The following is a 13,774-nucleotide window of genomic DNA, read 5'->3' on the forward strand; positions in this document are numbered from 1 at the left end:
ATCATAGATTTTCCCGTATGGCTGCGATTTTAGCATTTGCAGGAAGCAATTCTTCCACTTCCGTTAACTTTAAATTGGTGCAGTACACCACTGCATTAATTGATGGACATGACATCCAGTTGTTGGACATGACCCGTTATCCCTTCCCTATGTTCAGCGAGGATGAGGAAAAAGAAAAAGGATATTCAAATTCTTTGGTGGAGTTGAAGAACGATATTGCAAAAGCCCAAGGTTTGGTTCTTTCCGTCAACGAGCACAATGGGAATCCTTCAGCCTACTTTAAGAATGTATTGGACTGGTTGTCCCGAGTGGACCGGAATTTCTTGGAAAACACAAAGGTCCTGCTTATGTCAACCTCACCAGGAAGACGTGGGGGGATTGGTGCCTTGGGGGTAGTGGAGGCCATGTTGCCGAGATTTGGCGCTGAGGTTGTGGCAACTTTTTCCTTGCCCTCCTTCAATCATAGTTTTGACGACAATGGCGTAATGGAGGCGGAGTTTGGGAAAGCCCTTCAAGCTGCATTGACCCAATTTTTGGAATCACTTAAGTAAATCCTATTGCGAGAGCAACGTTCGTTTCCCGTAGTTTCCTCCAAAAAATTCAAAAATGCCCTTTTGGAATGGTCCAGGCATTTTGAAAACGTGGCTTGGTTGGATAGTAATAATCATTCAGATTCCTTTGGAAAATTCGATGCAATTCTTGCTATTAACGGACAGAACGATAAGTCTGAAATTCCCATAAAAACCATCGATAAAACAGCTGATTTTATCGACAAAAGACAAGATTGGTTGTTTGGGTACATTTCGTACGACTTTAAGAACCAATTGGAAAACCTGTATTCCCATAACCATGATGGACTGGAATTCCCGGAGATCCATTTTTTTCAGCCCAGCAAAATCATCCTGCTAAGAGATGGGGAATTACAATTTTTGTACATGCCGTCAGTTTCGGATGACATCCCCCTAGATTTTGAGGCACTCCAAAAATTGTCCGGAGAAAGATCCCCGGCGGAGAGGGATCAACAATCGGTTCGAATAAAATTGCGCATACACAAGGATGCTTATTTTGAAAAAGCCAACCGTTTTTTACACCATATACAACGAGGAGATATTTACGAGGCCAATTTCTGTCAGGAATTTTATGCAGAGGACACGACAATTGACCCTTGGGAGACCTATAAAAATCTCAATCGAATTTCCACCCCGCCTTTTGCCTCTTTTTTAAGGTTGGAGGACAAGTATCTTTTATGCGCATCCCCGGAACGTTATTTATGCAAACGAGGGAGGAGGGTGGTCTCGCAACCCATCAAGGGGACGGCCCCGAGGGGAGAAAACGCCATGGAAGATATCCATCTGATGCAGACTTTGGAATTGGACATAAAGGAGCGGACGGAGAATATTATGATTACGGATTTGGTTCGGAACGACCTGTCCAAAAGTGCCCTTAAGGGAAGTGTGGAAGTCAAGGAATTGTGCAAGGTGTATCCCTTTAAGCAGGTGCATCAGATGATTTCCACCATTGTGTCTGAAGTGCCGGAAAACTTTAGTCCCATACAATTGATCAAGGATACCTTTCCTATGGGTAGCATGACGGGAGCTCCCAAGGTTTCGGCCATGAAAATCATTGAGGAACAAGAAGAGACCAAACGTGGGTTGTACAGTGGAGCGGTCGGTTATTTTGATCCAGAGGGCAACTTTGATTTCAACGTTGTAATCAGAAGTATCCTGTACAATGCAACCAAAAAGTACGTGTCCTTCTCCGTGGGAAGTGCCATTACCTCCAAATCGGACCCAGAACGGGAATACCAAGAATGTCTGCTCAAGGCCAAGGCCATGCGGAGCGTTTTGGAAGGAAGCTAAGGTTTATTGCTACTTTTGCCAGATGCTATCGGAATTTGAGGCACATATCAAAAATCATTTCCCATTTCTTCAGGGAAGACCTATCCTCATCGCTTGCAGTGGCGGTTTGGATAGTGTGGTGTTGACCCATTTGGCCCATAAGTTAGGGTGGGACATTACCTTGGCCCATTGCAATTTTAATCTGCGGGGAAAGGAAAGTGATGGGGATGAGGCCTTTGTCCGCGATTTGGCCAAACAACTTGGTGTGGGCGTCGAGGTAAAATCTTTTGAAACCTCAAGTTATGTGGAAACGCATCGGGGCTCCGTTCAAATGGGGGCACGAAGATTACGGTATGATTGGTTCAAAAGTTTGCTGGAAACTGGATCTTATGACTATGTGCTTACCGCGCATCATGCAGACGATAGCCTCGAGACTTTTTTGATCAACCTCTCCAGGGGTACGGGAGTGGACGGACTATCCGGAATCCCGGCCCAAAATGGCAAGATTGTAAGGCCCCTGCTTCCATTTTCCCGAAGGGAACTTCAGGATTTTGCAGCAACCCAAAATGTGGAGTGGCGGGAAGATAGCAGCAATCAAGAAACCAAATACCTCCGAAATAAAATTCGACATCAATTGGCCCCAGAGCTTAAGGGGTTACATCCGTCTTTTTTGGAGAATTTTAAAAGCACCCAAGAACACCTTCGGAATAGCAAAAATTTGTTGGGAATTTATACGGACCAGTTAAAAGCGCGCTTGTTCGAGGAAACGGATGGCCTGATACGGGTGAATACAAATCAACTGCTTCAATTGAAACCCCTGGAACCACATCTCTATGAACTCTTCAAGGAATTTGGATTTAGGGAATGGGATGACGTCAAAGGGTTATTGACAGCACCTAGCGGCAAGGAAGTACATTCCACCACACACCGGATGCTAAAGGACAGGGAGGATTTGATACTGGCAGAAAAGCATGAAAAGTCCAATCAAAACTTTTTGGTTTCTGCAAAGGAAACAGCTATAAAAACACCCATAAGACTTCAGTTTGAGGAAGTTAAGATAATGGGCCAAACGTCCAAACAAACCATTTTTGTTGATAAGGAAAAGTTAAACTATCCGTTATTATTAAGGAATTGGGAAAAAGGCGACTATTTTTATCCCTTTGGAATGCAAGGCAAAAAAAAGCTGTCCAAATTCTTTAAAGATGAGAAAATGGATGTCTTTTCCAAGGAAAAACAGTGGTTGCTGTGTTCCGGTGATGCTGTTGTATGGGTAGTGGGGCAAAGAATGGATGACCGGTTTAAGGTAGAACCTTCGACCCAAACGATATTAAAAATTACGCTGCTTTTATGAGAAAGTTGTTGTTACTGCTGACTTTTATCTCGTTCAGTTTTGGGCTCCAGGCACAAACGGACAAAGAACCAGCCATTTGGTCACATGAGGTCAACAAGATTTCAGATACGGAATACGAACTCGTTTTTGAGGGGATAATCATGGAAGGTTGGCATGTGTACTCCCAATACACGGCCGAAGGGGGCTCTCTGCCCAGTGAGTTTACATTTGAAGGGGCCGGCGAGGATTATGAGTTGGTTGGCAAAACCCTCGAAAGTGAAACCATTAAGGAATACAGTGATATTTTTGAAGTAGAGGAGACCTTCTTTAAAAAGGAGGCCATTTTCACCCAAAGGATAAAACTCCTCAATCCGGAGGTTCGGCAAATTTCCGTTAACTTATTTTATCAGATTTGTAAAGAGGTCTGCATCCCCATGGATGCTTGGTTCCAGGTTTCCTTGGATGGACAGGCTTTTTTGGGCTCATCGAGAAATGTCGATGAAGCGAGTTTGGCCATGAGCCAATCCTTAAAACTGGATCTGAAGAACAAAGAACTGCTTCAGCAAGGTGGTCTTACCGAGGCCAAGCAGAAATCAGGGCTTTGGATGATTTTTGGTCTGGGATTTCTGGGTGGGTTGATAGCCTTATTGACCCCCTGCGTATTTCCGATGATTCCCTTAACGGTCTCATTCTTTACCAAACAGTCGCAGCAAAAATCCAAGGGCATAACCAATGCCATGCTCTACGGTTTCTTTATCGTACTGATTTATTTTTTACTGAGTCTTCCTTTTCATTTGTTCGACTCCATAGACTCTCAAATTCTACAGAACATTGCTACCAATATTTGGCTCAATGTGTTCTTTTTTGCCATTTTCATCTTTTTTGCCTTTTCCTTTTTCGGATATTACGAGTTGACCTTACCTAGCTCTTGGGCCAATAAGATGGATGCAGCATCTTCCAAGGTTGGGGGAGGGCTGGGTGTCTTTTTTATGGCCCTGACCCTAGCGATTGTTTCCTTTTCGTGTACCGGACCTATTTTAGGCGGTTTATTGGGGGGAACAACCTTGACACAAGGGGATATGGCTAACAATTTGTCGGCGGGAATGGTAGGCTTTGGCTTGGCTTTGGCCCTTCCGTTTGGGTTGTTTGCGTTGTTTCCAACATGGTTGAATTCCCTACCAAAATCTGGTGGATGGATGACCACCGTAAAAGTAGTCTTGGGCTTTTTGGAACTGGCCCTTGCGTTCAAATTCCTGTCCAATGCCGATTTGGTGGGCTACTGGGGCATACTAAAGCGTGAGATATTCTTGGGAATCTGGATTTTGATTTTTGTCCTGACTGCACTATACTTATTTGGAGCTTTCCGTTTTCCACACGATGGACCCAAGCAAAAATTATCAATGGGAAGAAAATTTGTGGGAGTGATCAGTGCTGCCTTTTCGGTGTATTTGATTTTGGGTGTATTGAATATTGGAAATTTGAAACTGTTAAGCGGATTTATTCCCCCGGACTTTTACACCCTTGCAAAAAAGGAGACAGATTGCCCCTTGGGCTTGGATTGCTTTAAGGATTTTGATGAGGGATTGGCGTACGCCCAAGAAGTGAACAAACCTATATTGCTGGACTTTACCGGATGGAATTGTGCCAACTGCAGGAAAATGGAAGAATATGTTTGGAGCGACCCTAGTATTTATCCAGTCATCAAAAACGAATATGTCCTGATTTCCCTTTATACGGATGACCGCAAAGAGCTTCCTGAAGCTGAGCAATTTGATTTTAAGTACGATAGCGGACAAACAAAGACAATTTCCACGGTAGGATTAAAATGGGGAACTTTCCAGACCATTAATTTCAACGAAATCTCGCAACCCTACTATGTGCTGCTATCACCCAACTTAGAGATTTTGAACGAGGCGATGAATTATGCAGATGTGGAGGAATATGGACTATGGCTCAAATCGGGTCTAGCTACCTATCAATTATCCATGATTAAATAGTTATCACTCACTTTTGGTTTTAGGCTTTTTGCAAAATAGTGTACCTTAGAGTAACTATTCAATTAACCAAAACCCCCGTGAAGAAGCTAAAAAAAATACTTTTAGTACTGGCTAGCCTTGTTTTAATACTAGTAGTCGGTGCCCTTCTGTTTGTGCAAAGTCTTAAGCCTGATTACGATGGCACAAAAACTTTGTCAGGCATATCCAATGACGTCAAAGTTTATTTTGATGACTATGGCATTCCACACATTTATGCTGATAATGAAAAGGATGCCATTAAGGCCTTGGGGTATGTTCATGCACAGGATCGACTCTGGCAAATGGAACTGTTGCGCCGGGTAGCCAAAGGTCGACTTTCAGAAGTTTTCGGACCTGATTTAGTGGAGACTGACAAGTTTTTTCTTTCCCTTGGGATAGACGACAATTCCCTGCAAACAGTCTCTGAAATGGACATGGAGAGTGAAACGGTAGCCCTTGCAACTGCATATTTGGAAGGCGTGAATCAGTTTATAGCGGAGGGACCTACACCAATAGAATTTTATCTCACCGGATTAAAAAAGGAATCGTTCCATCTGAACGATATTTTGGATGCCATGGGGTATATGGCCTTTAGTTTTGCCATGGCCCATAAAACCGACCCTTTATTAACGGACATCAAAAATAATCTTGGAGAAAAGTACATTCAAGACATGGCCGTGTATTCCGACACCTCCACGGTTTGGATCAAGAACTACAGAAATGCCAAAACGGATAGTTTGGATGTCAATATCACGGCAGGAGTTTTCAAGGCTTTGGAAAAGTTGCCAGTTCCTCAATTTGAAGGGAGCAACAGTTGGGTAATTGCACCCGCAAAGACGAAGTCCGGAAAAGTAATCTTGGCCAACGACCCCCATATTTCGTATGCGCAACCTTCTGTTTGGTACGAAGCCCACATTAGTACCCCCACCTATGAAAAGTATGGCTATCACATGGCCGGGGTTCCGTTCCCCATGTTGGCGCACGATCGAAACTTGGCGTATGGCTTAACGATGTTCGAGAATGACGATATCGATTTTTACCAAGAACAAACGAATCCAGCAGATAGTACGGAGTACAAAACAGAAAACGGATGGGAAAAGTATGAATATGTCAACAAGGAAATCGAGGTAAAGGACGCTGACCCCGTTTCCTTTACCATTAAGAAGACCAGGCATGGGCCAGTGGTAAATAAGGTTGTGAAGGATATTGAGGGGGATACACCGATTGCAATGTCCTGGATTTATACCCAAAAGAAGAACGAGGTCATGGATGCTGTATACGAAATGAGCCATGCCGCTAATTTGGAGCAGTTTAAGGGGGCTTTGCCCAAAATTCATGCTCCTGGATTGAATGTGATGTATGGGGATGCTGAAGGTAATGTTGGTTGGTGGGCCACTGCACTGCTATACCAGATGCCAGATAGCGTATCTACCAAAATGATCATGGATGGGGCTTCCGGGAAAGACGAACCCATTCGCTATTTGGATTTTTCCGAAAATCCCTCGGCCATAAACCCGCCGTGGAATTATGTGTATTCCGCCAACAACCAACCAGATTCCATCGCTGGAATGCTGTATCCGGGATATTACTTGCCAGAGAACAGGGCGATGCGAATAGTGCAGTTGTTGGAAAGTAGGGATGGTTGGGACCGGGAGTCCACCTCAGAGATGATGTTGGATGCCACCTCATTGGTTAACCCCGCCTTGGTAACCGAATTGATCAAACTTTTGGACGTCACCCACTTAAATGAAGAGCAATTGGTGCAGGTGGATGCACTACGAAACTGGGATGGAACATATACGCTGGATGGTACCAATCCAACCCTTTACCATCGATGTGAATACTACGTGGTTAAAAACACTTTCCTTGACGAATTAGGTGAGGAAAAATTCAAACAATTCTTGGGTACTCATGTGTTTAAACGTCAGATTGCTTTTGGGGCCCAAATGAAGACTGGGGCATGGTGGGACAACATCCATACAAAAGATAGGGTGGAGACACGGGATGAAATTGTTCTTAAATCCTTTGCCGAAGCTTGGCAATCCTTGATTGACGATTTTGGTCCCGATGCCTCTCAGTGGACCTGGGACAAAGTGCATACTTTGGAACATCCGCATCCTATTGGGCAGGTGGAATCGCTAAGGAGCTTTTTCAATGTTGGACCCTTTCCGGTCAACGGGACAAGAGAGGTGATCAATAACATGACCTTTACGTATGATGGTTCGGGTTATCATAAAGTTAACGTGGGACCATCAACCCGAAGGGTGATAGACTTTTCAGATATTGAAAATAGTATCAGTATACTTCCCACTGGGCAATCGGGAAATCCTTTCAGCGAACATTATAAGGACCAAGCCGAACTGTTTGTGGAGGGCAAATTCCGAAAAATGATGATGAACAAGGAAGAAATCCAAAGTGGATCGTCATCAGTTCTCATTTTTGAACCCCAATGATTCAGATTCATTAGAAATTCTTTGTTAAAAGTCGTTAAAACACAAACAAAATATTTGTGATTTAACCATGTTCCTGAATATTCATGAATTTTTAACAAAAATTTAAAATTTATCACATTAAATGGTAAATTGGGTCAAGCTAATTCAAATAAAACAACATACCGCAATCATCAATCAAACAGCACGATGCTTTATTTCTTTCGGAACCCGTTAAGGGTATTGGTGGCTCTTGGATGCATTATATCTACTCATGCCCAAGATTCCCAAGAAGTTGACTACTACAACCATTTTGACCAGCAGATAGGCCTGGAAAACACGGGTCTGTACCAGGGGATAATCCATACGGACAAGTATAGGACCATTAATGAATACACCCAATATTATAAGAGCAGGGACTTTTTAAACGGCAGTGTTTGTTACGATGGCGAGTGTTACCACGAATTGGAATTAAAGTACGATGTCTTCGAGGACGAAGTACTTCTAAGACTGATCAGCAATGCCGGGGGAGGAACCTTGCAACTTTTTAAGGAAAAATTGGTTTCCTTTACTATAGATGGTGTAGACTTTATAAAACTGGACAATGAGCAGGCCCCGGGAATCAACGCATATGGCTTTTATGCAATAGCCTATCAAGGTCCACGCTTTACCCTTTACACGAAATACACCAAGAAAAGTTTTGACCGTAAGGACCGTAGTTCGCTCTACTATGAGTTTTTGGACGGACCAAGCGAACATGTACTGTTTTTTCAAGGGAAATACCATATTGTAAACACCAAAAAGGACAACATTTTGGTGTTCCCCCATTTAAAGAAGGACATAGATAAATTCTACAACCTGGCGAAAAGGCTTAGGAAATCAGACCCAGACGGTTTCCAGATAAGTCTAATGAAACGATTGGAAATTCTGTTGTCCCAACCTAAAAACACTTCCAAGTGATGAAGAAAATTTTGATTTCGTTCATGCTTATTTTAGGCATGCAACATGCTTTGGCACAAGATGAGATCCCAAGAATTTCCATATCCTTTACCAATGTTGATGTAATCGATGCGCTTAGTTCTATTGAGAGCAAAACCGATTACAGATTTTACTATTTGGAAGCTTGGCTTAAAGACATTAAGGTGACCGGTAGTTATCAGGATATGCAGGTAAGTCTAATTTTGGACGACCTCTTCAAGAACACCGTGCTCAATTTTTACATTGCAGAGGACAATAAGATATTCTTGCTTCAAAATAACCAGATCTACGAATCCCTGCCAGAAGATTTCTTTGGAAAGAAGGATGAAATAGAGGATGATGGTCCCAGTTATGACGACATCCAAGATTTGGGCCCCTTATTTGTCAATACTGAGGATTCCGGGGTGTCCAGGGGAATGCAGGTCATCAAGATTGGAAAGGAAAATCGCAATAACAGGCAAAGAACATTTACCTTAAGTGGAAAAGTGACCAATGCGCGAACGGGGCAGCCGATTCCCGATTTGGCCATTATCGTGGAGGGCAACGACGAAGGAACCTCTACAAATGCGAGCGGGAACTTCAGTTTGCAACTGCCAGTGGGGGAGAACATCATTAGAACGCAAGGTCTGGGTATCCAAGATTCCCGAACCAAGATCATACTTTACAACAACGGAGTTTTCAATTTTGAGCTTAACGAAAGTGTTGAGGCCTTGGATGAGGTAGTGGTCCAAGGGAATTTGGATAGGAACGTAGAGACCGCCCTGACCGGGGTAACCCTGATCGAGGTGGAGAAAATTAAAAACATTCCCCTGGTCTTGGGCGAACGGGACATCCTAAAAGCGGCCGTTACCCTACCGGGTATTACCACAGCAGGTGAAGGAGCAGCCGGTTACAATGTTCGTGGTGGAAGAACGGATCAAAACCTGATTTTATTGGATAATGGGGTCATTTACAACCCCTCCCACTTTTTTGGAATCTTTTCGGCGATCAACCCGTTTACAACAGGTTCGGCTGAAATTTACAAGGGAAATATCCCGGCTGAATTTGGGGGAAGGCTATCCTCTGTGTTCGATATTGAGACCAAAGACGGGAATACCCAGAAATTTTCCGGGGAGGCTTCCATAGGACCTGTAACGAGTAATATTGTTTTGGAAACTCCTGTGGTGAAGGATAAATCAGCCCTTTTGGTGGGCGGTAGAGCCACCTATTCCGATTGGATCTTAAAGGCTTTGGACGACGAACAGTTGAACAACAGTACGGCTTCCTTTTTTGATGTGGTTGCCAAATACAACCATACTATAGACGATAAAAACGAAATCAAGGCCACAGGTTATTTTAGCCGGGATGAGTTCAGCATCACTTCGGATTCCATTTTTGACTATAGCAACCGTTTGGTTTCCCTAAGTTGGGATCACAAATTCAGTGAAAAAACAACGGGTAGCCTAAATATATCCAACAGTGAATACAAGTTTGGAATCGAGTTCGACGGAACCTCGAACGACGATTTCGACTTGGGCTACAAAAACAACGAGACGGAGGTAAAGCTAAAGATGAAGTATCTCCATAGCGACAAGCATAAGTTCGATTTTGGGTTGTCCAGCAAGCTTTATGTGGTAGACCCAGGAGATATTGTGCCATTGGGTCCTGATTCGGAGGTAACCTCCCTTGTAATTCCCCAAGAAAAGGGACTGGAATCGGCGATATTTGCTTCGGACAGTTATGAGGTCAATGATAAATTGTTGATAGACCTTGGCCTCCGCTATTCGTTTTATGCCGCCTTGGGAGCTTCCTCACAACGAATCTACCAGGACAACGCGCCTAGGAACAATGGTACTTTCGTGGAAACCCAGGATTTTGACAATAATGAGGTGATTGAAACCTTCGGGGGCCCAGAGGCAAGAATATCGGCACGGTACTTTCTTAGTCCGGACTTTTCTATCAAGGCCAGTGTCAACAACGCCTTTCAATACATCCATACCCTGTCCAGCAATACCACGGTTTCCCCAACGGATACATGGAAACTCTCGGATTTGAACATCAAGCCCCAAGAGGCCTATCAAGGTTCCCTGGGATTGTACAAGAATTTCGAAGGGAATATGTACGAACTCAGCTTGGAAGGGTACTATAAAAAGCAAACCAATCTTTTGGACTATAAAGTAGGTGCCCAGCTACTACTGAACGAAGCCATTGAGACCGAAGTTATCCAGGGGGATGGAAAGGCCTATGGGGTGGAGTTCCTGCTTAAGAAGAATGATGGTAAACTAAATGGGTGGATTGGATATACCTATTCCAGGTCCTTTGTAAAATTGGATAGTGAATTTGGTGAGGAAAGGGTGAACAACGGGGAGTTCTTCCCGTCCAATTTTGATAAACCGCATGATATTAGTGTGGTGGCCAACTACAAGTTTACCAAAAGGTTTAGCGCCTCGGCCAATTTTGTTTACCAAACGGGAAGACCTGTAACGTTTCCTATTGGAAGTTTTGCCTTTAACAATTCGGAATTTGTGTTTTATAGTGATCGTAACAAATTCCGGATTCCGGATTACTACCGACTCGATTTGAGTTTTAATATGGAAGGCAATCACAAAATCAAAAAATTTGCCCATAGTTTTTGGAGTTTCTCCATCTATAATGTCTTGGGAAGGAACAATCCATATTCCGTGTTTTTTGTAACCGAGGATGGGGAAATCAATGCTTATCAAAGCTCTATTTTCTCTATTCCAGTGCCAACAATTACGTATAATTTCAAATTCTAACAATGCTAGTTGCTCCAAGGGACTTGGGAACACTGTTTGCTTTTGGCGTGATGTTGACTTCATCATGTGTGGAGCCTTTTGAAGTAGATTCAGGAGAATTTTTGAGTGCCCTGGTAGTTGATGCAACCATTACTGATGAGATGGGCAGGCAGTCCGTATATCTTTCGTATACCTACAATTTTGAGGAAGAGCCCGAAGGTGCAACAGGTGCATTGGTTAAGGTTGTGGAAAATGGAACCAATGAGATACTTTTTACAGAATCGGCACCTGGAGTATTTAGGTCACAGCAAGAATTTGCTGCACTGCCCGGGAACAGTTATAAACTTGAAATCGTTACTGGGGATGGATCATCCTATAGTTCGCAAAGCAACGAACTACCCCAGCCTGTGGAATTGGACAGCGTTTATGCAGCTCGAATAACAAGCAATTTGGGTGAAGAAGGCATCGCAATTTTTGTAGATAGTTTCGACGCCACCGGGAATGCCCAGAATTTTAGATACGAATACCAAGAAACTTATAAAATCATCGCTCCGGAATGGAATGATTTTGATTTGTTGAGTACAGGGGTTGATTGCGGGGTGGACGTTATTCCCAAAACCACGCAAAACCGTATTTGTTTTGCGACCAATTATTCCAACGAAATTATTTTGACAACCACCGCAGACCTTAATGAAAGTAGGGTGCAAAGGTTTATGGTGCGATTTATGGACGATAACAACTATATCATTTCGCATCGCTATAGCATCGAGGTGACACAGTACACCCAGTCCAATGATGCCGCATCTTACTATAGTTCGTTGGACCAAATTTCAAGTTCTGAAAGTATTTTTTCAGAAAGTCAACCCGGTTTTTTGGTGGGCAATGTTGTTGCGGATGGAGACCCGAACGAAAAAGTGTTGGGCTACTTTGAGGTTAGTTCGGTTTCCAAGAAGCGTATTTTCTTTGACTATGAAGATTTTTATCCAGGAGCGGATTTACCAGATTATGTTAACCCCTGCCTGGCAATTGCGCCTAAGTTAATAAGTCAAGGTGGAGCTCGTTGCGTGTTGAGTGCCATGGTCGAAGCGAATCAGGTGAGTTACTTGAATGTAAATGACGACCCACCATTTGAAGAAGGGCCATATTTGGTGGTCCCGCGCGAATGTGGGGATTGTACGGTTTTAGGCAGTAACACAGCCCCCGAATTTTGGACAGAATGATTAATATGAAAATAATAACCCACAGGATTGGAGTTTTTGTGCTGACAGCCACCTGGCTGTTGGCATCCAGCTGTATTGAACCCATTGATGTGGTTTTTGAGGATTTTGAAAGCGCCATAGTAGTGGAAGCGACCATAACGGATAAAATGGAGGTCCAGCGCGTTTTTTTGACCCGTACTTTTGAATTTGAGGATGAGGGCCCTCTCGCTGAGCGCAACGCGAATGTTACCGTGACCGGAGGAGGAAACACTTTTGTTTTTACAGAAAGTTCCCCAGGGGTATATCTTTCGCAGTTACCCTTCGCAGCCCAACCCAGTACACCCTATCAGTTGTCTGTCCAGACCCAGGATGGTAGATCGTATAGTTCTTCCGAAATGACACTGACCCGTGCCACCCAAATAGACGATGTTCGGGTGGAGCGAATCACAAACGATTTTGGAGTGGAGGGTATTGCCGTATTGGTCGATAGTTTTGATCCCAGTGGAAGCTCAGTGAACTATCGCTATCAATATGAAGAGACCTATAAGGTCATTGCCCCGTTTTGGAACCCTACCGGATTGGAAAAGGTTCCCGCGGCCGAAGCTGAGGTGCTTTGCGAAGTGCGATTGATTCCGGATACCGTTTCCGAACAGATTTGTTTTACCACTGAGTATTCCAATGCCATCATTCAGACCAATACCAGCGATTTAAATGAAGACAGGGTAAGCAATTTTATGGTTCGTTTCATTCCGCGGGATAAACACATCATATCACACAGATACAGTATTTTGGTACGCCAATTTGTACAATCGAATTCAGCATATAATTTTTACGAAACCTTGAACGAGTTTTCCGGTAACGATAGTTTCTTTTCCCAGACCCAACCCGGTTTTTTGGAAGGGAATATTGGCTCAGATACCAATGCGGAGGAAAAAGTTCTGGGCTATTTTGATGTGGCCTCTGTACAGGAACAACGCATATTTTTCAATTATGATGACTTATTTCCAGGAGAGGACTTGCCTCCCTATGTGGATCCCTGCTCACCCGCTGCACCTATTTTGGTGACACCGGGATTGCCCCCAAGATGTGTTTTGAGCACTATGGTGGAGGAGAATTTGGTAAGATATGTGGGGAATAACGACAGCCCGGATCAGAATGAAGGCCCTTACTTAATTGTACCTAGGGTTTGTGGCGATTGCACAGAGATTGGTAATGCCACAGCACCCGAATTTTGGATTGAGGAATAGTAT

9 protein-coding genes are annotated in these 13,774 nt (G+C 43.6%); all 9 read left to right on the forward strand.

Annotation, left to right across the window (positions count from 1 at the left end; all coding sequences use genetic code 11):
* Positions 1-17 precede the first annotated feature (17 nt).
* The 9 genes from M3P07_RS04695 (at position 18) to M3P07_RS04735 (ending at position 13,771) form a co-directional block, all read left to right on the forward strand.
* Positions 18-551, forward strand: a complete 534-nt coding sequence (locus M3P07_RS04695; protein ID WP_249968733.1) for an NADPH-dependent FMN reductase — start codon at positions 18-20, stop codon at positions 549-551.
* A gap of 6 nt (positions 552-557) precedes the next feature.
* The gene (locus tag M3P07_RS04700) at positions 558-1,859 is read left to right on the forward strand and encodes an anthranilate synthase component I family protein (RefSeq protein ID WP_249968734.1); all 1,302 of its coding nucleotides are present in this window, start codon (positions 558-560) and stop codon (positions 1,857-1,859) included.
* Between the two features lie 22 nt (positions 1,860-1,881).
* Positions 1,882-3,189, forward strand: a complete 1,308-nt coding sequence (gene tilS, locus M3P07_RS04705) for a tRNA lysidine(34) synthetase TilS (protein ID WP_249968735.1) — start codon at positions 1,882-1,884, stop codon at positions 3,187-3,189.
* Complete coding sequence (locus tag M3P07_RS04710; RefSeq protein WP_249968736.1) at positions 3,186-5,165, forward strand: protein-disulfide reductase DsbD family protein; 1,980 nt, start codon at positions 3,186-3,188, stop codon at positions 5,163-5,165. The genes tilS and M3P07_RS04710 overlap by 4 nt, the downstream gene beginning before the upstream one ends.
* 77 nt (positions 5,166-5,242) lie before the next feature.
* Positions 5,243-7,636: a penicillin acylase family protein gene (locus M3P07_RS04715; RefSeq protein WP_249968737.1), complete on the forward strand. Its 2,394-nt coding sequence runs from the start codon at positions 5,243-5,245 to the stop codon at positions 7,634-7,636.
* A gap of 186 nt (positions 7,637-7,822) precedes the next feature.
* Positions 7,823-8,572 carry a hypothetical protein gene (locus tag M3P07_RS04720; RefSeq protein WP_249968738.1) on the forward strand — a complete coding sequence of 250 codons (750 nt, stop codon included), beginning with the start codon at positions 7,823-7,825 and terminating at the stop codon, positions 8,570-8,572.
* Positions 8,572-11,346 carry a TonB-dependent receptor gene (locus tag M3P07_RS04725; protein WP_249968739.1) on the forward strand — a complete coding sequence of 925 codons (2,775 nt, stop codon included), beginning with the start codon at positions 8,572-8,574 and terminating at the stop codon, positions 11,344-11,346. The genes M3P07_RS04720 and M3P07_RS04725 overlap by 1 nt, the downstream gene beginning before the upstream one ends.
* 2 nt (positions 11,347-11,348) lie before the next feature.
* A complete protein-coding gene (locus tag M3P07_RS04730; RefSeq protein WP_249968740.1) occupies positions 11,349-12,545 on the forward strand; it encodes a DUF4249 domain-containing protein in 1,197 nt (398 codons plus the stop codon).
* Between the two features lie 5 nt (positions 12,546-12,550).
* The gene (locus M3P07_RS04735) at positions 12,551-13,771 is read left to right on the forward strand and encodes a DUF4249 domain-containing protein (RefSeq protein WP_249968741.1); all 1,221 of its coding nucleotides are present in this window, start codon (positions 12,551-12,553) and stop codon (positions 13,769-13,771) included.
* Positions 13,772-13,774: the final 3 nt, after the last annotated feature.

Source organism: Flagellimonas myxillae (assembly GCF_023502235.1).
Classification (GTDB): Bacteria; Bacteroidota; Bacteroidia; order Flavobacteriales; family Flavobacteriaceae; genus Flagellimonas; species Flagellimonas myxillae.

Excerpts from the sequence above, each read along its gene's own strand:
- M3P07_RS04695 (WP_249968733.1), top strand. The coding sequence starts at position 18 with ATGGCTGCGATTTTAGCATTTGCAGGAAGCAATTCTTCCACTTCCGTT.
- tilS (WP_249968735.1), top strand. The coding sequence starts at position 1,882 with ATGCTATCGGAATTTGAGGCACATATCAAAAATCATTTCCCATTTCTT.
- M3P07_RS04710 (WP_249968736.1), top strand. The coding sequence starts at position 3,186 with ATGAGAAAGTTGTTGTTACTGCTGACTTTTATCTCGTTCAGTTTTGGG.
- M3P07_RS04720 (WP_249968738.1), top strand. The coding sequence starts at position 7,823 with ATGCTTTATTTCTTTCGGAACCCGTTAAGGGTATTGGTGGCTCTTGGA.
- M3P07_RS04725 (WP_249968739.1), top strand. The coding sequence starts at position 8,572 with ATGAAGAAAATTTTGATTTCGTTCATGCTTATTTTAGGCATGCAACAT.
- M3P07_RS04730 (WP_249968740.1), top strand. The coding sequence starts at position 11,349 with ATGCTAGTTGCTCCAAGGGACTTGGGAACACTGTTTGCTTTTGGCGTG.
- M3P07_RS04735 (WP_249968741.1), top strand. The coding sequence starts at position 12,551 with ATGAAAATAATAACCCACAGGATTGGAGTTTTTGTGCTGACAGCCACC.